A 19,708-nucleotide genomic window follows, 5' to 3' on the forward strand; every position below is an offset into this window, starting at 1 on the left:
CCTTTCCAATTGGTTTGTCGTACATACGAATTATATATTGTATACTTACATTAAATAAGTACGCATATTTTTATAATATAGTATTAAAAATCATACCATTGGAGGAGACGCTTAATGGGAGACCGGAGAAACAAGTACGGGGCTAAACCAAACATTGAAAGCTGTCCTGTGGAAACCACTCTAGATGTCATCGGTGGAAAATGGAAAGGGATTATTCTCTATCAGCTCATTGGCGGAACGAAAAGATTTAATGAATTTCGTCGTCTCAACCCGGGGATTACGCAGTTTATGCTCACCTTGCAGCTCCGGGAGCTTGAGCGGGACGGCGTCGTTCACAGAGAAGTGTATAAAGAGGTCCCGCCAAGAGTGGAATACTCGCTCACCGATTTTGGCAGGACGCTTGAGCCGATTATCGTATCTATGAAAAAATGGGGGGAGACTTATAAAATCAGACTTAAAGATATAAGAACAGAGCAAGAGGAAGATGCTTGAGCACTCAGACGGGAGACCTGTCAAAATCAACGTCCTCAATAAACTCGATCACTTCACCATTGGGACTGTAAATCAAGGCGTTTTTCACCACAAGCGGCGGTTCGCCAAGAGACATCTGACTCGGCTCTACGCAGGCCTTTGCTCCATGAGCAATGGCTTTTTGATATATATCGTCTACATCACTCACATAGAAAGCAAAATGTAACAACGCACCGTAAGCTACCTCCTCCTCAGATGAGGCTTTTTTGCCTTGGGCTGGAATGACGGCTTCATTATCAAAAACTTCAATGCAGGTTCTTCGATCAGGTGAGACCAGCATAGAAGCTTCTTTTATATGAAAGGAAGGCAGACTCCAATGGTGACCTATCTTAAATCCTAAAACTTCAGTATAAAAGGCAATAGTCCCTTTATAATCTTTGGCCTGGATTGCCACATGTGAAAGACCTTTTACGCTCATTCAATATCGCTCCTTATCTGTAAGTTGTTAATATATAAGCTGAACTAAAGATTTTCCCATCAGATACCAGTCGCAACTACGAGGAACGTTTGGACTTCCGGCCGCTGTTGTCTCCAGATTTCTTGATTTAATCCACTCTTCGCAGTTGAAATCCGGAGACAAAGGCGATCGCTATCGCTCCTACAGTTCCAAACTTCCCCTTCGTTACTCCTTACCCTGATGTCATTTTTCAAGTTCAGCTTATATAGTATAGAAATTTTAATGTGTTAAATACATAGGATAAATAAGAGTATATTGATAAAATAGTTATGAAATATAAGTTAATTCGATGGACATGGCTTATTTTTTTACATAACTGAATCAAGGGGGCTTACGGATATGGATCATCCAATTGATGATATTGATAGGAAGATTTTGCAGCTGCTTCAGCACAATGCGCGAATGTCCATTTCACAAATCAGCAAAGAAATCAGCATGTCCCAACCTTCGGTTAAAGAAAGGATTTTGAAGCTGGAGGATAGAAAGATCATTTCCGGGTATTCCACAGTATTTAATTTAAGCAATCTGAATCGGGGGACGACTACTTTTATCCTGTTAAAAACTGAACGCTGCCAGGAGCTCGTTGATTTTTGCAGCAAGGCCAAAGAAGTTACCGATTTATATCGAATCAGCGGGGAATATAATTATCTGATTAAAATACAAACCGCATCGATCGAAGAGCTTGCCGAATTCCAAGACTCTCTTACTAAACTCGGACCTTCCAAGTCTCATATAAGTATGAAAAATATTTTGGAAAACAGGGTTCTGCTCTAAGATACGATCAATTCCGACAAAACAGATCAAAATTATATTGACGAACATTATATGAACATGTAATACTCAATTGTGCTGAAAAAAAGATGTTCAATAGATTCAGAAAAAAAGAGAAGAGAGGGTACATTGTAATGAAAAAATTCAGCCTCATACTTATACTGGTACTGACCGTCATTTTGGTCGCGGCCTGTGGAACAAATGCTAACAACGGCAGTTCGCCTGCGGCTTCACCGTCGCAGAGCGCGGAAACCGGAAGCGGGGAACAATCCAGCCTGGACACAATCAAAGCAAGCGGTGTATTGCGGATCGGCACGGAAGGAACCTACGCCCCCTTCACTTATCATGATGCCAGCGGCAAGCTGACCGGATTCGACGTGGAGATTGCAGAGGAAGTGGCCAAACGCCTGGGGGTAAAGGCCGAGTTCGTCGAAACTCAATGGGACGGTATTTTCGCCGGAATGGATGCCAAGCGGTTCGACGCTATTTTTAATGAAGTGTCCATTACGGACGAACGCAAAGTGAAATACGACTTCTCCGATCCTTACATCGTCTCTAAGGCTGTGCTGATCGTCAAGAGCGACAATAACACGATCCAGTCATTCGCAGACCTTAAAGGCAAAAAGGCCGCTCAGTCCCTGACGAGCAACCTGGCGGATATCGCAAGGGAGAATGGAGCTGAAATCGTCTCCACCGAAGGTTTTAACCAAGCGATCGATTTGCTGGCTTCCGGACGTGTGGATGCCACGGTCAACGACGGATTGTCTTATTTGGACCTCAAAAAGCAGAAGCCGGACGCTCCGATCAAAAAGGTTGACGAACAGGCGAACGGTTCACAAAGCGCCGCCGTTTTCCTTAAAGGCAATGACGAACTGGTCAAAGCGGTCAATGACGCGCTGGCTTCAATGAAGAGCGATGGAACCTACCTGAAAATCTCCGAGAAATATTTCGGTGAGGATGTTTCCAAATAACACATGAACCAAGGCTCTATTATGGCCCAAAGTTCAAGAAGGATGTCTGATTTATGGATGATCGTAAAATCCAAATCGTGATCGATTCTTTGCTGCCCCTGCTCAAAGCCGGGGTGGCTTTTACCATTCCGTTGACGCTGGTTTCATTTGCTCTCGGTTTGCTGTTGGCGGTTGCCACGGCGCTGGTCCGGCTGTCGTCATGGAAAATTCCGGTTCAGATCGCCCGCTTCTACGTCTGGATCATCCGCGGTACGCCGCTGCTGGTCCAGTTGTTCATTATTTTTTACGGACTGCCGAGCGTCGGAATAACGCTGGAGCCGTTTACGGCGGCGGTGATCGGGTTTACGCTCAGTGTAGGGGCGTACGGCTCGGAAATCGTGCGTGCGGCCATCCTGTCTATCCATAAAGGGCAGTGGGAGGCGGCTTATTCGGTCGGCATGACGCGCATCCAGGCGCTGCGGCGAATTATTCTGCCCCAGGCCGCGCGCGTGTCCGTACCTCCGCTGACGAACTCGTTCATCAGCTTGGTGAAGGATACGTCGCTGGCGGCAACGATCACCTATGTGGAAATGTTCCGCACAGCGCAGCAAATCGCGGCCGTTACCTATGAACCGCTGCTCGTATACAGTGAAGCGGCGGTCTTTTATCTGGTATTTTGTACTGTCCTGACGGTGCTGCAAGATTACCTGGAAAAACGTTTGTCCCGCTACTCCGCGGGCTAAAGGAGAAATAATATATGATACGATTGTCTGGCCTGCATAAATCGTTCGGCCCGCTTCAAGTGCTTAAAGGCGTGGATGTGACGCTCGAGGAAGGCAAGGTGCTTGCCATTATCGGCCCGTCCGGCTCCGGCAAGACGACGCTGCTGCGCTGCTTCAATCTGCTGGAGGTACCGGACAAGGGAAACATTTCGCTAGGCGGAATAACGCTAAGCTTTGACGGAAAGAAGCTCCCGCAGAAGGATGTCCTGGCTCTGCGGCAAAAAACGGGAATGGTCTTTCAGTCCTATAATCTGTTTCCGCATATGACGGCGCTCAGTAATGTCATGGAAGGACAGGTCACTGTCCAAAAGCTATCCAAGGAGGAAGCGCGCAGGCGGGCCTTGGAGCTGCTGGTCAAAGTGGGGCTTGCGGATAAGGCGGACTCCTATCCCCATCAGCTCTCCGGGGGCCAGCAGCAGCGGGTGGCCATTGCCCGGGCGATGGCGACGGAGCCGGAGCTCCTGTTGTTCGACGAGCCGACGTCGGCGCTCGATCCCGAGCTTGTCGGGGAAGTGCTGAAAGTCATCAAGGAACTGGCATCCGAGGGCATGACCATGGTAATCGTAACCCATGAAATGAAGTTTGCCGCCGATGTCGCGGACACGCTGATTATGATGGACGGGGGAGTTATTACGGAACAAGGCACGCCGGACCAAGTACTCCACCATTCATCCAATCCCCGGACTTTACAGTTTCTGAACCGGTTTGTGGGCGATGAGCGTTCGACAGTCTAAGCGGCGTGTTTACGTCTGCATATCCCATAAAAGACCGAACGAAAAAAATGATGCCCAAGCCGGGCATCATTTTTGTTATCCGGCGGAGGCCTGGCAGCCTTCATACCTGTTTGCATCCCAAATACCCTAAATCAGCCAATAGATTTCCTTTAGGTCAAAAATGTTCTAGGGCCTGTACGCAAACCTATTTGAGCCATAAACGAATGGAAAGCAACGTCAAAAAAGCGATGAACATATTCGCTGTTTTTTCATAGCGGGTCGCCAGTCTTCGATAGTTTTTCACTTTGTTGAAAAAGCATTCGATTAAGTGTCGCTCTTTATACGCTTCAGAATCTAACGGACGCTTTACCCGCCGATTGCGTTTGCTTGGGATCACCGGAGTGATCGCTCGGCTTTGCAAAAGCTCCAGAATGGCGTTCGTATCGTAGGCGCGATCAGCCAACACTTCGCCCGGGCAGAAGTCCAATTCATGAAGAAGTCGATAGCCGGTGACCGAATCGTGGTCTTGTCCTGGCGTCAATTCGAAACGCAGCGGATAGCCGAGCGCGTCCACCATCGCATGAATTTTAGTGGTTAATCCTCCGCTCGAACGCCCGATGGCCTGCCGGTCCTGCCCCCTTTTGCGCCCGCTCCATGTTGATGGACGCGGACGATGGTGGCATCGACCATCACTTGCTCCCAATCCGGTTCGATGGCGACATGCTTCAATATTTCATCCCAAAGGTTTGCTTTCTGCAATCGCCAGAAAAAACTGTAGGCGGAAGACCAAGGGCCATAATAACCCGGTAAATCTCGCCATGGCGCTCCCGTTCGAGCTACCCAGAGCACCGCATTGAGCATCTGGCGCCGATCCTTAGGCGGACGTCCTCCTTGTTTTTTTCGGGCCGGGGGCAACAGGGGTTCAAGTATATTCCATTCTTCATCCGTTAACTCGTATCTTCGTCTCATGTTCCTTATTTTACTAGATTTCTACGAGTTGTACAGTTTGCGTACAGGCCCTAATACAATTTTACCGATTGTTTTTCCAGATTCGATTTTAGCATGGGCAAGTTTCAAGTTCGCAGCATTAATCGGCGATATTTTCTCTGTAACAGTGGTGCGAATTTTCCCTTCATCAACAAGTTCTGCTAACCGATTCAGCAAACGATGCTGTTCTTCGATATCCTCTGTATTAAAAGTTGACCGTGTGAACATCGTCTCCCAAACAACAGTAACGCTCTTACTCTTCAATAAGCCCAGTGCAATTGGCGCTTCATTTTCCACAATGAGACAAATCTTTCCCTGAGGAGCGATAACCTCTGTCATGTTGTTCCAGTGTTGATCCGTATTGTTCAGGCAAAAGATGTAATCCACCTGGTCGAAGCCGATCTTGTGCAACTGTGGAAGCAATGCCTCGTAATGATTGATCACAAAATTTACTCCTAGCTCATTAACCCACTGAATCGATTCGGGTCTGGATGCCGTTCCGATTACAGTAAGTCCTGCCAGATTGGCGATCTGCACGGCGATTGATCCAACGCCCCCTGCGGCGCCTATAATCAGAATCGACTTGTTCCTGTTCGCTTCAAGATCCTGAGAAATGCCAAACCTGTCAAAAAGACCTTCCCAAGCAGTAATCGTTGTTAGCGGCAATGATGCGGCATTTGCAAAATCTAGTGATGCCGGCTTTCTCCCTACAATCCGTTCGTCCACTAAATGAAATTCGCTGTTGCATCCTGATCGAATGAGGCTTCCTGCATAAAATACCTCATCTCCCGGCTGAAAAAGTGTGCATTCCGGTCCGACTTGCTCGACAACGCCAGCTACATCCCAGCCGAGTAAATAAGGAGGCTCTCCAACTTTATTATCGTAGGCGCGTACAATTGGATCGGCTGGGTTGACAGAGATGGCTTTTACTTCAACCAAAATATCACGCCCTTTTGGGAAAGGCTTTGGTACTTCTATATCTAACAGACTTTCCGGGTGTTCGATCGGCAGATACTTATAGAAACCGACTGCTCTCATCATTCTTGGCTTTTCACTCAAATCAATCATCCCTTCTCATATGGATTGCTCTCAGCCATTTCATTATATTTTAATGAGTAATATACTAAAAGTACGCAAATAAATAATATTAAGTATCAAAAACAATACCTAGAAGGGATGTTTCTAAAATGTTAGATCCTCGAAGAAAAAAGTGTTCGGTTGAAACAACCTTGGATGTTATTGGCGGGAAATGGAAGGGAGTCATTATTTATCACCTATTGAGCGGGACAAAACGGTTCAATGAGCTTCGAAGGATTTACCCCCAAGTCACTCATCATACCCTTACACTACAATTGAGAGACCTTGAACGAGAAGGTATCATTAAACGAAAGTCGTATAATCAAGTACCCCCTAAGGTAGAATATTCGTTAACAGAGTTTGGAAAAACACTGGAACCCATTATTTTATTAATGAAAGAGTGGGGAGATCAATACGATGAAAGAGTAAATCAAAGTCATCAAATGGAGTTTAATGTGGATGAGCAATTGGATTCATGAGGTAATCAGGTGATTTTGCAGAGCTTGAAGCGGCGGAGAATTCTTAAAAAGGCAAAAAAACAACGTCCCTTCGGCGAAAAAGCCGGGGACGTTTTTGTGATCCATGTTTTTTTGGTTCCTGAAATGAGCTTGGTCCTGGGTCCTGGGCTGTTGCCGTTTAGGCCTTTAGCACATCATGATCCACATATCTCGCGCCGTTCAGCTCGCTGATGACGTTAATGGCCACCTTCGCGCCGTCGCCCGCCGTAATAACGGCATGCACGCTGACTCCGGCAACGGTGCCTGCGGCCCAGATGCCTTCAACGTTGGTCTTGCCGGAAGCGTCCACGGCGACAACGGTCTTTATTCTCGGCTCCGTGCCGTCCTTCGTTTCGACGCCCGCTTGGGCGGCCAGATCCGTCAGCACGCCGGTAGCCAGAATGACATGCTTGGCCTCATAGGTAGCGCCGCTATCGGTTTCAATAGCAAAGCCGTCTCCGCTTTTGCTGATAGAAATCGCCTGTCCCGCGATCAGCTCCGCTCCGAACTTCACCGCCTGCTTGTGCCCGGTCTCCACGAGGTCGGGTCCGCCAATCTCGGAAATGCCGTAATAATTCTCGTACCAGCCTCTGCGGGTCATCCCTTTGTCATTGTCGATAAGCAGCGTTTTCTTGCCGGCCTTGGCGGCGAACAGCGCAGCGCTTGCGCCGGCAGGACCGGCTCCGATTACAGCGATATCGTACATATGATAACCTCCTAAAAGTTTTGCGGAGCATAAGCTCCTTGAAGTGGCAACGCAGCAAAACTCGCTTCGAAAGCATAGGCTAAGTTTTGCGGAGCATAAGCTCCTTGAAATGACGGAGCAGCAAAACCAGCTTCGTTACTATTGTCGCTATCTATTATATCGTTAGCTACTGGTTCTTTGCCAGTGCCTGCAAGCAGGGCAGGATCACCCGGAAGACCGTACCTTTGCCCGGCGCGCTGGTAACGCCGATTTCTCCGCCATGCGCCTCAATGATCGATTTCGATATGGACAGTCCGAGCCCCGAACCGCCGTACCTCCGGGCGCGGGAAGGGTCGCTGCGGTAAAATCGGTCGAACACATGGGAGATATGCTCCGCAGGGATGCCGATTCCGTTATCCTGCACGGTCAGCTCCGCGCGGGAGCCGATAGGCTGCAGGGAGACGGTCACTTTGCCTGTCTTGGGGTCGGTATACTGCACCGCGTTCTGGAACAGATTCAGCACCACCTGCTTAATCTTGTCAGGATCGTAAAACCCGCTTATGCCGCAGGAGATATCGAAGACGAACTCGCGGTCTCCGGCAAGCATCTCAAGCTGTGGACGCATCTCGCCGATCACTTCGTCCAATCGAAGCTCTTTGGCATGAAGCTGCGGGGCGCCGTCCATCCGGGACAGCAGCAGCAGATCCTCCACCAGCTTGTTGATTCGCTTCGATTCGCCGTGCATGCTGCGCAGCGCATGGTACAGCTGCTCCTTGTTCTCCGCGGCTCCCCGCAGCAGCACCTCCAGAAAACCGTGAATGGAGGTCAGCGGCGTCCTAAGCTCATGAGAAGCGTCAGCCGCAAATCTGCGCATCTGCTCCTTGGCCTCCCGCTCGCTCTGAAACGAAGTCTCAAGCCGCTCCAGCATCGCATTGAAGGAATGGGACAGCTGGTCGATTTCGGTCTGGCCCTGCGAGGCCAGGAACCGGACATCGAGATTTCCGGCGTCGATCACCTGGGCGGTCCTGCCCATATTGGACAGCGGCACAAGAGTTCTGCGGAGCGCGGGCAGATACAGCAGAGAGCCCCCCAGCAGAGCCGCCGCGGACAGAGCGGCATAGATCAACAGCTGACTCATAATAACGCTGTGCAGCGAAGCCGTATCCGTTGTCATTTGCAGGATGCCCGTCGGATGATAAGGACGGCCGAGAATCATGAACACGGCCAGATGCTCGGTCCCGTCTTCGGCGGTCAGGAGCTTGTAATCGCGAGTCACTCTATACACGGGATGCGCAAGCAGCTCATTATATTCTTCGTCGGTCATACGGGGAGCGGACGCTTCGTCCGCCGTTTCCGCCTGCAGATCGGTGAAGGTGCCGTCGGTCCTATACAGGGCGATCATCGTATGGGCATCCAGCAGGAGGGGGCGCCGTCCTTCGCCCCATATGACGCCCGGACCGCCTCCGCCGTCGGCTTGACCAGATGCTTCGCTGCCGTTGTCGGAGACGGCGCCGACCGGATTTCCGCCTCCGGCATCTGCGCCGCTGCTGCCAGGAACCGGGCCGTCCTGCGGGCCTGCCGCAGCGGCTCCCGGGAACGGCGGGGCAATGCTGCCTTCGCGGCCTTCCGCAAGCCCGGAATAGAACTCGCGCGGCACCGACCTGATCTGCGCATGCATGGCTTCCGCTCTGCTGGTATAGAGGAAGTTCCGCATTAATATATATTGAAGGACGCCAATGAGCAGGAGCAGCCCTGACAAAATCAGCAGCGAGACGGCGAGCAGCCGCCCCCGGAGCGAGCGCGGAGGATGCAGCCGCCGCCGGAGGAAGGACACGCCAATCATGTCAGATCCAACCGGTAGCCCGCGCCGCGCAGCGTGCGTATGATGCGGTGCTCTTTATCGCCCAGCTTCTCCCGCAGAGAACGGATGTATACTTCCACGATGTTCTCTTCTCCCCCGAAGTCGTATCCCCAGACTTTATCAAGGATCATAGGCTTGCTCAGCACAAGCCCGTGATTGATGACCAAGTGCTGCAGCAGCTCGTATTCGGTTGGAGACAGCTCAAGGACCGTCTCCTTGAAGCGGATCTCCTTTCTCCGGCTGTCGATAACGAAGGGGCCGCAGCGCACCTCGCCGAGCAGCCCCGGGAACTGGTTGCGCAGACGCGCCTGAATCCGCGCCAGCAGCTCGTCGAAGCTGAAGGGCTTAACCATATAATCGTCGGCCCCGATGGACAGGCCCTTGACGCGGTCGTCGATCTCATCCTTGGCTGTCAGCATAATTACGGCGACTTCCGTCTCCTCGTTCCTGAAATGCCGGCACACTTCAAAGCCATTCATGCCGGGCATCATAATATCGAGGATGGCTACATGAGGTTTAAATTCGTCGGTAACCGCCAGAGCGGATAATCCGTCCGGAGCCGTTCTTACGTCAAATCCTTCGTTAATGAGGCCAAGCTCAAGAAACTGGAGGATGTGAGGCTCATCGTCTACCAGCAGCAGACGGACGCCTTGGTGAGCTTTCATGTATATCCCTCCATGCATAGTAACATGCTATTTTTATGAGTTTCGGAGTTCCCGTAAAGGAATTGGAATAAGCTGCGAAGGCTTGGCTTCACTTTGTGGGGCTCGTTATATTATGCCATAGCAACTTGAACGTTTGCTGAAAATTACCTTACATATTTAATCCGCAAAAAATCTTTCACATCCCGTCGAAATGGGTAATCTAAAGTATGGAAGACATTTTCGTTCTCCATCCCTTATGCCGATAGAACGGTTAATAAGGAAACGATTACAAAAAAAGGGTGGCGACGAAAAAGGATGGCGGAAAACCGCGGTGTTTCAACCATTTTTTAGTTTAGGAAAGGTTTTGACGAAGGGTACCCGAAGACCTTACAATAAGGATATAAAGCCGGAACCGAAGTGTTCCCCGTTGAGTTCCGGCTGCATCCGATCCATTCAAGCCTTCCCCCGTTTTCAAGACTTTTTCAAGTTTCCTACTCTATTCAAAAAGTTCAGCAGCACCCGGTTTAAAATGCCCTGTCATCCCGTATTATTCATTAAGAGCGTTTTTTAACGCTGTCTTTCCTACGCCCCAATCATTTTATCTTATTTACGGAAGAAGCTTTACTACCCTACGTCAAGGAGGCTTTTCCAATGAAGAAAAAAGAAATGGTAGCCATGCTTTTGGCTGGTGGTCAAGGGAAAAGATTAAAGGGCCTGACCAAATCCATTGCTAAGCCCGCTGTCTATTTCGGGGGCACCTACCGGATTATTGATTTTCCGCTCAGCAACTGCACGAATTCCGGAATAGACACTGTTGGTGTATTGACTCAATATGAACCTCTCGTTCTGAGTTCTTATATCGGCATTGGCAGCGACTGGGACCTTAACCGCAAGAATGGGGGCGTATTCGTACTTCCTCCCCATGAACGGGAAGACGGCAGCAACTGGTACCGGGGAACGGCTGACGCGATCTACCGGAATCTTAAATTCGTCGATCAATTCGACCCTGAGCATGTGCTCATTCTTTCCGGCGATCATATTTACAAAATGAACTATAACACTATGCTTGAATATCATTTGGAAAGAAAGGCTGACTGCACTATTTCGGTCATAGACGTTCCGCTTGAGGAAGCAAGCCGTTTCGGCATACTGAATACCGAAGAGGATTACAAAATTTACGAGTTCGAGGAGAAACCCGCAAAGCCTAAGAGCACTTTAGCTTCCATGGGGGTTTATATTTTCAAATGGGATGTTCTTCGTCGTGCGCTTTTGGACGATGGAGAGGAATCGGATTCTTCCCATGACTTCGGCAAAGACATCATTCCCACGCTGCTGTCGAAGGGCAAATCCTTGTACGCCTATCCGTTCGAGGGCTACTGGAGAGACGTCGGCACGGTGACCAGCTTGTGGGAAGCCAATATGGATCTTCTCAGCGACAATCCGCCGCTTAACCTTAACGATCCTTCTTGGAGAATTTTTACCCGCAACCCGAACCAGCCCGCGCAGTATGTGGCTCCGGGGGCGAAAGTATCGGGCTCCCTCATCAATGAGGGCAGCATCGTTCGCGGAGAAGTAAGGCATTCCGTACTCTTCTACGGCGTCGAGATTGGCGAGGGCAGCGTAATCACGGATTCCGTTATCATGCCCAAGGTCAAAATCGGCAAAAATGTCCGTATACACAGAGCCATCATCAGCGAGAATACGGTAATCGAGGATTATATGGAAATTGGTACGGACCGGGAGGACGGGGATGAGATCTTGTTAATCGATAATCGCAGCAAAAAGCGGAAATCGATTCCGGCCAATACCATTTCATCTTAAAGAGGACGGTGGAAATCGATGAAACAGCTCTTGGGAGTAATTAATCTTGATCACGAACTGGACCATTTAAATGAACTAACGTATTTCCGCTGCGGTGCAGCCGTACCTTTTGCCAGCCGCTACCGGCTGATCGATTTTGTCCTATCCAATATGATGCGCGCCGATCTTGAAAGCGTGGGCCTGTTCGTCCGCCGCAAATACCGTTCTCTGATGGACCATCTTGGCGACGGAAAATCATGGGATATGAACCGCAAACATGGCGGGCTGTTCATCCTGCCTCCCGACTGGAATGATCCGACCGATACGTCTCTTGGAGATTTGCAGCATTTTCATAATAACCTGGATTTCTTCAAGCGGGCATCGGCCAAGTACATCGTCCATTCCGGAAGCCAGCACATTAACACAATCGACTTTCAAGAGCTGTACAGCTATCATTTGGAAAAAGGCGCCGATGTCACGCTTGTTTACAAAAAAATCGACCATCTTGAGCCGGAGCATGATCCCTGCCTTCGCCTTGAAGTCGATGAGGATGGCAATGTGCTGAATATTCATCATGAGAAGAACCATCCGAATATCTATATGGATATGTTCATTATGGAAAAAGAGCTGTTTCTGGAACAGGTGGAATACTGCATTGCCCATGGGGAGAGCTTCTTTTTCCGGGACGCTATTCAAAAAAGACGCGATAAGCTTAAAATTGCCGCTTTTGAATATACGGGCTATCATGCCGTCATTAACTCTGTCGCCAGCTATTACAAGAACAGCATGAAGCTTCTGGACCAGGAGGAGTATACAAGCCTGTTTCACGATAACCAGGTTCAGACCAAGATTAAGTACGAAGCCCCGACCCGCTATCTGGAAAGTGCCAATGTCAGCAATTCGCTTGTGGCGAACGGCTGCATCATCGCCGGCACGGTGGAGAACAGCGTCATATTCCGCGGTGTTCAGATCCGCAAGGGAGCGAGAGTTGTGAACTCCGTCATCATGCAGAAATGCGTAATTGAAGAAGATGCTGTCATTGAGAATGTCATACTGGATAAAGACGTGCAGCTCAGCCGGGAACGGATACTTGTCGGCGACAGCAAACGGCCGTTCGTCATTGCCAAGAGCAGTAAAATGTAAATCGGTTTCAATCGAAAATGTCATTGTCAGGAGGAACCTGCTTGTTGTTTACCGATAAAGAAGCATTCAAAAAAGCATTTGTCGATGATTTGGTCGGGAAGCTGGGTAAGCCGCTGGAGGAAGCCTCTAACGCCGACGTTTACCACATTCTAGGCAGTATGGTTCGCGCGCAGGCCGGTAAGAACTGGGCAAATACGAATCTGAAATACAAGGACGGCAAGGAAAAGCAGGTCTACTACTTTTCGATGGAGTTCCTGATCGGCAGGCTGCTGGGCAATAATCTGCTGAATATGGGCGTTCTGGAGATGGTGCGGGACGGACTTGCGGAGCTGGGCTTCTCTCTTCAGGATGTCGAGGAGGAAGAGGCCGACGCAGGTCTCGGCAATGGCGGTTTAGGGCGACTTGCAGCCTGTTTTCTTGATTCGCTCGCCTCTTTGCAGTATGCGGGACATGGCTGCGGCATACGCTACAAATACGGCCTGTTCGAGCAGAAGATCGTTGACGGGTATCAGGTGGAACTGCCCGATTACTGGCTGCAAAAGGATAATGTGTGGGAAGTGCGCCGTGAGGACAAGAGTGTTGAAGTAAGGTTCTGGGGACGGGTCGAGGCCGATAAGGTAGGCGAAAAGCTCGTATTCCGGCACAAGGATTACGAGACGGTCCGGGCAGTTCCGTACGATGTGCCGATCATCGGCGCCGACCGGCGGCATGTCAATACGCTGCGCAATTGGAGCGCCGAGTCCATCCTCCAACCGAACAGGGGCTTTGGCGCGGATGCAGGCACTGACTACCACAAATTTCTCGAGTACAAACGGGCTGTGGAATCCATCTCGGAATTTCTGTACCCCGATGATTCCGAGTACGAGGGCAAGCTGCTCCGCCTGAAGCAGCAGTATTTCCTATGCAGCGCCGGCCTGCAGAGCATCCTGCGCTTCTACGGGAAGCTCGGGCTTCCGCTGTCGGAGCTTCCGGATAAGGTGGCGCTGCATATCAACGATACGCATCCAACGCTCGTGATTCCGGAGCTGATGCGGATTTTGATGGATGACAGGGGCCTGGAATGGGATGAAGCTTGGGACTTAACAACGCGCATGGTTTCCTACACCAACCATACGATTCTTAGCGAGGCGCTGGAGAAGTGGCCGGTGAATATGGTACGGGATTTAGTGCCGCGGGTCTATCTCATCATCGAAGAGATCAACGCAAGATTCTGCGGCGAGCTGATGAAGCGGTATCCCGGAGACAATAGCCGGATCGCGCAAATGGCGATTATTTATGACGACCAGGTCCGGATGGCGCATCTGGCGATTGTGGGCAGCCACAGCGTCAACGGCGTAGCCGCGCTGCATACGGAAATTTTGCGGAAGCGGGAAATGAGATTGTTCGACGAGATGTACCCGCACCGGTTCAACAACAAGACGAACGGAATCACTCATCGGCGCTGGCTGATGCATGCCAACCGGGATTTAGCCGGTCTAATCACCGAGGCGATCGGCCCTCGCTGGACGACCCATCCGCAGGAAATGATCGGCTTAATCAAATACTGCGAGGATGCTTCATTCCAGCAAAAGGTAGCCGATATCAAACGGAAGAACAAGCTCCGTCTGGCCGAATACATTAAGAGCAAGCATAACGTCTTGGTCGATCCGGATTCCATCTTCGATGTTCAGGTCAAGCGGCTACATGCTTATAAGCGCCAGCTGCTGAATATTCTGCACATTATGCATCTATACAATCAGATTAAGGCGAGTCCGAATCTCGACATGGTGCCCCGCACGTTTATTTTCGGCGCCAAAGCGGCTCCGAGCTATCATTTGGCGAAACGGATTATCAAGCTCATCAATACCGTTGCCGACATCGTGGACAAAGACCCCGACGTAAAGGGCAAAATCCGGATCTTCTTCTTGGAGAACTATTCGGTATCCCTGGCAGAGAAGATTATCCCGGCGGCCGATGTCAGCGAACAGATTTCGACGGCGAGCAAGGAAGCTTCCGGCACCGGAAATATGAAATTTATGATGAACGGCGCGCTGACCATCGGAACGATGGACGGAGCCAATGTCGAGATGAATGAAATGATCGGCAATGACAACATGTTCCTGTTCGGACTGCGCGCAGAGCAGGTCATGGATTATTACCAGTATGGCGGTTATTATGCCCGCGATATGTATAATAGCGACAGCCGGTTGAAAGAAGTGCTGGATCAGCTTATTACACCGGGGCCGATCTGCTGCTATCATCATGATTTCGAGCAAATTTTCCATTCACTGCTCGATAATAACGACGAATTCTTCGTGCTGAAGGATTTTCCGAGCTATGTTGAGACGCAGGTGGAAATCGACCGCGCTTACCGCAACCGGAGTGAATGGCTCAAGAAGTCCATTATCAATATCGGCCATTCCGGCAAATTCTCAAGCGACAATACGATTAGCCGCTACGCGTCCGAAATTTGGAAAATCCGGTCTGTACCACTCTAGAGCCTTATGAAACAAGCGACGGCAGAAAAAGGAATATAACGACAAGCGGCTGCGCCCCGAAGATTCGGTGCGCAGCCGCTTTTGCTCATGTATGAATACGGAATATCGCCCTGCGGCCGCATCATTGCAGGAGGTTAGAGAACCTCGGAGACCATGGCCGCAAAGCGCTCCAGAAACCGTCGTTCCTCGTCGTCGAACCGGTGTTTGAGCGGGCTGTCGACATCAAGCACGCCCAGAAGCTGCCCGTCCTTAATCAGCGGAACGACAACTTCGCTGTTGGAGGCGACATCGCAGGCGATATGCCCCGGAAAGGCGTGCACATCGTCTACGACAAGTGTCCGGCGCTCGTTAGCCGCCGTGCCGCAGACCCCCCGGCCCAGCGGGATGCGGATGCAGGCCGGCAGTCCCTGGAAAGGGCCGAGCACAAGCTCTTTGCCGTCATACAGATAGAATCCGACCCAGTTCGTGTCCGCGAGAGTAAACTTAAGCAGCGCCGAAGCATTGGCCAGATTTGCGATTGCATTCGGTTCGTCTTTCATCAAGGCCCCAAGCTGAGTCAGAACGGATTCAAACCGCTCGCTGCGCGTTCCGTCATAGGGCATAGCCTGAAACATGGAGGATCACCTTCCTATACATGAAGTCATTCTTGAATGAGCAACTGTTGTACCTAACAACATAGTACAGCCGCCGAGCAGTCGTCAAGTCTTGGCGCAGATTTGTCAAATTCATACAATTGGCTGCCGCTGCCTCTCCGTACCCATGCGTGTTTCCGTCCGGCGGCCAGGGGGTAATAAATCTATAAACCAAGGAAGGCTTAATCGCCGGAAGGAGTGAAACATGCGCGCCGATGTACAGAATATGTTCATAGGAATCCACATGCTTTATCATGCCCGCGAGCGGGACCTGACGGTAGCCGATATGCAGACTAAGCTTGAGAAATACGGATACAGGATAGGTGAGCGTGAAGTAAAGCAGGAGCTGGAGCGTCTGACGCAGGATAACTTCCTAACCGCCCATGGCGAGGAGTACAGCATTACGGGTACGGGAATCGAAGAATACAAGGAAATTCTGGCCAAGCTGGAGCTGCTGCTTAGAGAGGTTAGGAAACCGGCCAAGACTGCCGATACGGCGGGTTGAAGCGAGGGAGAGGGCTTTGCACGGGGCCAAGGCGAAGATGGAGAGGATTTATGATATTGGCGCCAGTAGGGGATGCGTGCCGCGTCCGATACAGGCGCTATTTTTGTTGGTTCGAAAATAAGGTATAATGGACGGATTACAAGGGGGCGAGGGCATGGAGGAGCACAGCGGGACAGCGCCCGAGCTTTCTGGCCGCAGACTGAAGCTGCGGGCTCTGAGACGGGAGGATTCCGGCGCGCTTCTTCGCTGCTGGTCCCATCCGGAAGCGGCCTCTTGGCTTGGAGTTGAGCCGCTGGCCTCCGAGGCGGAAGCGGAGGAGCTCATCCGGCTGCTCCTGGAGATGGAGCACGAGGAGGAGAGCCTGCGCTGGAGCATTGAGCTCCCCGGCGGGGAGGTGATCGGCAGTTGCGGCTATAACAGCTGGCAGCTGACCGGAGCCTTCCGCGGCGAGGTAGGTTTCGAGTTATCGCCGGCGTTCTGGGGCCGGGGGTATATGCGCGAAGCGCTGGCGCTGGCGCTTCGGTATGGCTTCGAAGAGATGGAGCTGAACCGGGTGGAGGCGCAGTGCCATCCGGCCAACCTCCGGTCAAGCCGGCTGCTGTCCTCGCTCGGGTTCAGCAGGGAGGGAACACTGCGCGAGTACCGCCATACACCGTCCGGGTTTCAGGACGTGGATTTATATGCGCTGCTGCGCCGGGATTGGCGCGATTTGATAACCCTAGAGAGAGAGAAGGATAATCGTACATGATGCTGCGAGGAACGTCTGAACGCGGGCTGATCTTGACGGGGGTGCTGCTGGCGACCTTTCTGGCCGCGATTGAAGGCACCGTTACCGGGCCTGCCGGGCCGGCTATAGCCGGTGATTTTGAAGGCATGCAGTGGCTCAGCTGGATCTTCACCGCTTATTTGCTGGCAATGGCGGTAACTACACCGATTTTTGGCAAGGTCAGCGATCTGTTCGGCCGAAAGCCCGTATTCTTGGGGGGTACTGCCGTATTTCTCGCTGGCTCGCTGCTGTGCGGTGTGTCTCAGAGTATGGAGCAGCTTGTGGCCTTTCGCGCGCTGCAGGGGATGGGAGCGGGAGCTCTGATTCCAATGACATTCACGATCATCGGGGATATTTACAGCATCGAGGAGCGGGCCAAAACTCAGGGCATGCTGAGCTCCGTATGGGGAATTTCTTCGCTGGTCGGCCCGCTGCTGGGCGGTTATGTGGTCGATTTTTTGAGCTGGCGCTGGATTTTTGTCTTCAATCTGCCGTTTGGTCTGCTGGCGATTGTCTTTATCGCCCGGTACTTGAAGGAGAACCGGATACGCCGCAAGACGGAGATCGATATATTCGGCGCGCTGCTGTTCGCCGCAGGCATGGGCGCACTGCTGTTCGGCTTGTCCACCGGCGGACAGAATTTCCCGTGGAATTCGCCGCTGCTGATCGCCACGCTTGCGGCATCCGTACTGCTGCTGGCCGCTTTCTGGGCGGTGGAACGACGCGTCCCGGAGCCGATGCTGCCGCTCGGCCTGTTCCGGGTCCGCAACATCGCCTTCTCGACGGGCTCCAATCTGTTAATCAGCACGCTGGTTATCGGGCTGGCTACATATGTGCCGCTCTGGGTGCAGGGAGTGAACGGTGGCAGCGCAGCATTGTCCGGCCTGTTGATTGCTCCGCTGTCGGTCGGCTGGATATTCGGCTCCGTGGCCGGGGGACGCCTAATCCTGCGCGCGGGCTCACGCCGAACGGCAATGCTGGGCCTTGCGCTGATCTTCGCCGGAGCCTTCGGCCTTACAATGCTGTCACAAGGCTCGCCCCCCTTGCCTTTGCTTGCCCTGATGCTGCTGTGCGGCATAGGCTTTGGCTATTGCTCGACCGTCTTTACGATTATCGCCCAGTCTTCTGTGGGGCACAGCATGCGGGGCGCCTCTACGGCGCTGAACACGTTCACCCGTTCGCTGGGGCAGACGGCCGGGGTAGCCGTGTTCGGTTCATGGCTGAACCTGCGGATCGACCAGCTGCTGAGGGGCTCTTCTTTAAGCGGGATTACGGGAGAGGACATGAATAAGCTGCTCGATCCCCAGGCCGGAGCTGAGCTATCCGGTACGGCTGGCGGTGTGCTGCGGACCGCGCTCGAAGGCGGCCTGCATTCGCTCTTTATCGTTATGGCGGTTATCGCCGCGCTGTCCCTGCTGATTTCGGCGGGCCTCCGCAGCGGCGTCCCAGTGGCGGAACAGGAGAGCATCGCTTTAAAGAAAGCGCAATAAGGGGCTGTACGGGTTACGGCGGAGATGGAGTGAAGCCGGGTAGCGCTCGAGAAACTTTTGAATGGAACTGAACTGTGAACGGAACTGAAACGAAAAAAACGGCTGCGCCGCCCTCTAATGGGCTGTGCAGCCGTTTTTGTTGAAATATAAGCGCCAATCCGGTTACCTCTAACAATCTCCTGTGGCCCGCAAACTACGGGGAGTTATTTCCGCGGAAGCGGAGACAGCTTCTCAGCCTGCAGCCCCATCTTTTTCAACAGAACGATCATCTGTTCTTTCTCCTCGTCATTCAGTCCGCTGAACGCAAGGTGGATGCGCTCCGAATATTTCGGATACATATCGTTCATTAGGCGCTCGCCCTCCGGAGTCAGCTCCGCAAAAATCACGCGGCGGTCGGTAGGGCAAGGCTTGCGCTGCAAATAGCCGCGCTCTTCGAGCTTATCGATGACGTAAGTAACATTCCCGCTCTGCAGCAGCAGCTTGGCGCCGATCTGCTGGATTGGCTGAGGTCCTTTATAGTAAAGCACTTCCATGACGGCAAAGGCCGTCGGGTTGAACCCTTCGATTTTGCTTCCTATTACGGCATGTTCATTGATGCTCTTGAAAGACTTGGCGAACACCCGGTACAAATGCAGCGTCAGCTGGGTATCGCGTTCATAGGATTGTATCATGCATCTCTCACCCTTTATTATTAATTCTTCTTGCGGGCCGCCCGCAGGGTTGAACAATCTCATCCTGAATGCAAGGGACCTGTGCAGCGAACCTGTATATATCCTTACAATACGTGAATAAATGGCAGAAAAACATGTGATTTGTCACAATGAGTACACTTTTAATTATTAAAAATCAAAATGCTTTCAGACCAAAATCAGCCTGGCCGGGTAGCGGCGATTACATCCCGGGACCGATGGATAAAGTTTCCTATTGCCTTAATATGGTT

The 19,708-nt window shown here is 51.6% G+C and carries 20 protein-coding genes; 12 read left to right on the forward strand and 8 right to left on the reverse strand.

Translation table 11 applies throughout. The features are described 5' to 3' along the window. The first annotated feature begins 114 nt into the window (after positions 1 to 114). The gene (locus VK70_RS25145; protein ID WP_025699744.1) at positions 115 to 492 is read left to right on the forward strand and encodes a winged helix-turn-helix transcriptional regulator; all 378 of its coding nucleotides are present in this window, start codon (positions 115 to 117) and stop codon (positions 490 to 492) included. Between the two features lie 4 nt (positions 493 to 496). Here VK70_RS25145 and VK70_RS25150 read toward each other — a convergent pair whose 3' ends face one another. Continuing rightward, positions 497 to 949, reverse strand: coding sequence for a VOC family protein (locus VK70_RS25150; RefSeq protein WP_025699746.1), 453 nt, complete (start codon positions 947 to 949; stop codon positions 497 to 499). A 378-nt stretch (positions 950 to 1,327) separates the two neighbouring features. Here VK70_RS25150 and VK70_RS25155 point away from each other — a divergent pair, with 378 nt between their 5' ends. The 4 genes from VK70_RS25155 to VK70_RS25170 all read left to right on the forward strand — a co-directional run bounded on the left by VK70_RS25155 (position 1,328) and on the right by VK70_RS25170 (position 4,225). Next, entirely contained in the window at positions 1,328 to 1,762 is a 435-nt protein-coding gene (locus tag VK70_RS25155; protein ID WP_025694730.1) for an Lrp/AsnC family transcriptional regulator, read from the forward strand. Between the two features lie 131 nt (positions 1,763 to 1,893). Beyond that, entirely contained in the window at positions 1,894 to 2,730 is an 837-nt protein-coding gene (locus VK70_RS25160) for an amino acid ABC transporter substrate-binding protein (protein ID WP_025694729.1), read from the forward strand. 53 nt (positions 2,731 to 2,783) lie between these two features. After that, the gene (locus VK70_RS25165; RefSeq protein ID WP_025694728.1) at positions 2,784 to 3,452 is read left to right on the forward strand and encodes an amino acid ABC transporter permease; all 669 of its coding nucleotides are present in this window, start codon (positions 2,784 to 2,786) and stop codon (positions 3,450 to 3,452) included. Positions 3,453 to 3,466: 14 nt separating this feature from the next. Next, complete coding sequence (locus VK70_RS25170; RefSeq protein WP_025694727.1) at positions 3,467 to 4,225, forward strand: amino acid ABC transporter ATP-binding protein; 759 nt, start codon at positions 3,467 to 3,469, stop codon at positions 4,223 to 4,225. Positions 4,226 to 4,409: 184 nt separating this feature from the next. Here VK70_RS25170 and VK70_RS28120 read toward each other — a convergent pair. After that, a protein-coding gene (locus tag VK70_RS28120; protein ID WP_144415246.1) for an IS5 family transposase occupies positions 4,410 to 5,173 on the reverse strand; the annotation gives its coding sequence in 2 pieces (ribosomal slippage) (positions 4,410 to 4,837 and positions 4,837 to 5,173; 765 coding nt in all). 21 nt (positions 5,174 to 5,194) lie between these two features. Then, the gene (locus VK70_RS25185; RefSeq protein WP_036641758.1) at positions 5,195 to 6,259 is read right to left on the reverse strand and encodes a zinc-binding alcohol dehydrogenase family protein; all 1,065 of its coding nucleotides are present in this window, start codon (positions 6,257 to 6,259) and stop codon (positions 5,195 to 5,197) included. Positions 6,260 to 6,378: 119 nt separating this feature from the next. On the opposite strand from VK70_RS25185, the gene VK70_RS25190 reads away from it, so the two are divergent. Beyond that, on the forward strand, positions 6,379 to 6,747 hold the full coding sequence (locus VK70_RS25190) for a winged helix-turn-helix transcriptional regulator (RefSeq protein ID WP_025697830.1): 369 nt from the start codon (positions 6,379 to 6,381) through the stop codon (positions 6,745 to 6,747). Between the two features lie 157 nt (positions 6,748 to 6,904). Here the strand turns inward: VK70_RS25190 and VK70_RS25195 are convergent, their stop codons facing one another. From VK70_RS25195 to VK70_RS25205, 3 genes are all read right to left on the reverse strand, one after another. Further along, positions 6,905 to 7,471 carry an FAD-dependent oxidoreductase gene (locus VK70_RS25195; protein WP_025697828.1) on the reverse strand — a complete coding sequence of 189 codons (567 nt, stop codon included), beginning with the start codon at positions 7,469 to 7,471 and terminating at the stop codon, positions 6,905 to 6,907. Between the two features lie 166 nt (positions 7,472 to 7,637). Then, complete coding sequence (locus tag VK70_RS25200) at positions 7,638 to 9,293, reverse strand: sensor histidine kinase (RefSeq protein WP_046723948.1); 1,656 nt, start codon at positions 9,291 to 9,293, stop codon at positions 7,638 to 7,640. After that, positions 9,290 to 9,976: a response regulator transcription factor gene (locus VK70_RS25205; protein WP_025694015.1), complete on the reverse strand. Its 687-nt coding sequence runs from the start codon at positions 9,974 to 9,976 to the stop codon at positions 9,290 to 9,292. The genes VK70_RS25200 and VK70_RS25205 overlap by 4 nt, the downstream gene beginning before the upstream one ends. A 630-nt stretch (positions 9,977 to 10,606) precedes the next feature. On the opposite strand from VK70_RS25205, the gene VK70_RS25210 reads away from it, so the two are divergent. The 3 genes from VK70_RS25210 to VK70_RS25220 are packed head-to-tail and all read left to right on the forward strand — an operon-like array spanning position 10,607 to position 15,375. Beyond that, a complete protein-coding gene (locus tag VK70_RS25210) occupies positions 10,607 to 11,776 on the forward strand; it encodes a glucose-1-phosphate adenylyltransferase (RefSeq protein WP_025694014.1) in 1,170 nt (389 codons plus the stop codon). Positions 11,777 to 11,794: 18 nt separating this feature from the next. After that, entirely contained in the window at positions 11,795 to 12,898 is a 1,104-nt protein-coding gene (gene glgD, locus VK70_RS25215) for a glucose-1-phosphate adenylyltransferase subunit GlgD (RefSeq protein ID WP_025694013.1), read from the forward strand. Between the two features lie 44 nt (positions 12,899 to 12,942). Then, on the forward strand, positions 12,943 to 15,375 hold the full coding sequence (locus tag VK70_RS25220; protein WP_025694012.1) for a glycogen/starch/alpha-glucan phosphorylase: 2,433 nt from the start codon (positions 12,943 to 12,945) through the stop codon (positions 15,373 to 15,375). A gap of 134 nt (positions 15,376 to 15,509) precedes the next feature. On the opposite strand, the gene VK70_RS25225 is transcribed toward VK70_RS25220, so the two are convergent. Then, entirely contained in the window at positions 15,510 to 15,989 is a 480-nt protein-coding gene (locus VK70_RS25225) for a GAF domain-containing protein (protein ID WP_046723950.1), read from the reverse strand. A gap of 223 nt (positions 15,990 to 16,212) precedes the next feature. On the opposite strand from VK70_RS25225, the gene VK70_RS25230 reads away from it, so the two are divergent. The 3 genes from VK70_RS25230 to VK70_RS25240 all read left to right on the forward strand — a co-directional run bounded on the left by VK70_RS25230 (position 16,213) and on the right by VK70_RS25240 (position 18,768). Further along, the gene (locus tag VK70_RS25230) at positions 16,213 to 16,512 is read left to right on the forward strand and encodes a hypothetical protein (protein WP_025694009.1); all 300 of its coding nucleotides are present in this window, start codon (positions 16,213 to 16,215) and stop codon (positions 16,510 to 16,512) included. 154 nt (positions 16,513 to 16,666) lie between these two features. Next, positions 16,667 to 17,260 carry a GNAT family N-acetyltransferase gene (locus tag VK70_RS25235; protein ID WP_025700599.1) on the forward strand — a complete coding sequence of 198 codons (594 nt, stop codon included), beginning with the start codon at positions 16,667 to 16,669 and terminating at the stop codon, positions 17,258 to 17,260. Beyond that, the gene (locus tag VK70_RS25240) at positions 17,257 to 18,768 is read left to right on the forward strand and encodes an MDR family MFS transporter (RefSeq protein ID WP_046723952.1); all 1,512 of its coding nucleotides are present in this window, start codon (positions 17,257 to 17,259) and stop codon (positions 18,766 to 18,768) included. Before VK70_RS25235 ends, VK70_RS25240 begins: the two co-directional genes overlap by 4 nt. Before the next feature lie 203 nt (positions 18,769 to 18,971). On the opposite strand, the gene VK70_RS25245 is transcribed toward VK70_RS25240, so the two are convergent. After that, entirely contained in the window at positions 18,972 to 19,439 is a 468-nt protein-coding gene (locus VK70_RS25245) for a MarR family winged helix-turn-helix transcriptional regulator (protein ID WP_025333069.1), read from the reverse strand. Positions 19,440 to 19,708: the final 269 nt, after the last annotated feature.

It is taken from the genome of Paenibacillus durus ATCC 35681 (genome assembly GCF_000993825.1).
Classification (GTDB): domain Bacteria; phylum Bacillota; class Bacilli; order Paenibacillales; family Paenibacillaceae; genus Paenibacillus_AQ; species Paenibacillus_AQ durus_B.

What these genes read in the sequence shown, in the direction of transcription:
- VK70_RS25195 (WP_025697828.1), bottom strand. Translation starts at nt 7,471, where the DNA reads ATGTACGATATCGCTGTAATCGGAGCCGGTCCTGCCGGCGCAAGCGCT.
- VK70_RS25160 (WP_025694729.1), top strand. Translation starts at nt 1,894, where the DNA reads ATGAAAAAATTCAGCCTCATACTTATACTGGTACTGACCGTCATTTTG.
- VK70_RS25185 (WP_036641758.1), bottom strand. Translation starts at nt 6,259, where the DNA reads ATGATTGATTTGAGTGAAAAGCCAAGAATGATGAGAGCAGTCGGTTTC.
- VK70_RS25205 (WP_025694015.1), bottom strand. Translation starts at nt 9,976, where the DNA reads ATGAAAGCTCACCAAGGCGTCCGTCTGCTGCTGGTAGACGATGAGCCT.
- VK70_RS25165 (WP_025694728.1), top strand. Translation starts at nt 2,784, where the DNA reads ATGGATGATCGTAAAATCCAAATCGTGATCGATTCTTTGCTGCCCCTG.
- VK70_RS25150 (WP_025699746.1), bottom strand. Translation starts at nt 949, where the DNA reads ATGAGCGTAAAAGGTCTTTCACATGTGGCAATCCAGGCCAAAGATTAT.
- VK70_RS25155 (WP_025694730.1), top strand. Translation starts at nt 1,328, where the DNA reads ATGGATCATCCAATTGATGATATTGATAGGAAGATTTTGCAGCTGCTT.
- VK70_RS25145 (WP_025699744.1), top strand. Translation starts at nt 115, where the DNA reads ATGGGAGACCGGAGAAACAAGTACGGGGCTAAACCAAACATTGAAAGC.
- VK70_RS25235 (WP_025700599.1), top strand. Translation starts at nt 16,667, where the DNA reads ATGGAGGAGCACAGCGGGACAGCGCCCGAGCTTTCTGGCCGCAGACTG.
- glgD (WP_025694013.1), top strand. Translation starts at nt 11,795, where the DNA reads ATGAAACAGCTCTTGGGAGTAATTAATCTTGATCACGAACTGGACCAT.
- VK70_RS25210 (WP_025694014.1), top strand. Translation starts at nt 10,607, where the DNA reads ATGAAGAAAAAAGAAATGGTAGCCATGCTTTTGGCTGGTGGTCAAGGG.
- VK70_RS25190 (WP_025697830.1), top strand. Translation starts at nt 6,379, where the DNA reads ATGTTAGATCCTCGAAGAAAAAAGTGTTCGGTTGAAACAACCTTGGAT.
- VK70_RS25240 (WP_046723952.1), top strand. Translation starts at nt 17,257, where the DNA reads ATGATGCTGCGAGGAACGTCTGAACGCGGGCTGATCTTGACGGGGGTG.
- VK70_RS25170 (WP_025694727.1), top strand. Translation starts at nt 3,467, where the DNA reads ATGATACGATTGTCTGGCCTGCATAAATCGTTCGGCCCGCTTCAAGTG.
- VK70_RS25230 (WP_025694009.1), top strand. Translation starts at nt 16,213, where the DNA reads ATGCGCGCCGATGTACAGAATATGTTCATAGGAATCCACATGCTTTAT.
- VK70_RS25225 (WP_046723950.1), bottom strand. Translation starts at nt 15,989, where the DNA reads ATGTTTCAGGCTATGCCCTATGACGGAACGCGCAGCGAGCGGTTTGAA.
- VK70_RS25200 (WP_046723948.1), bottom strand. Translation starts at nt 9,293, where the DNA reads ATGATTGGCGTGTCCTTCCTCCGGCGGCGGCTGCATCCTCCGCGCTCG.
- VK70_RS25245 (WP_025333069.1), bottom strand. Translation starts at nt 19,439, where the DNA reads ATGATACAATCCTATGAACGCGATACCCAGCTGACGCTGCATTTGTAC.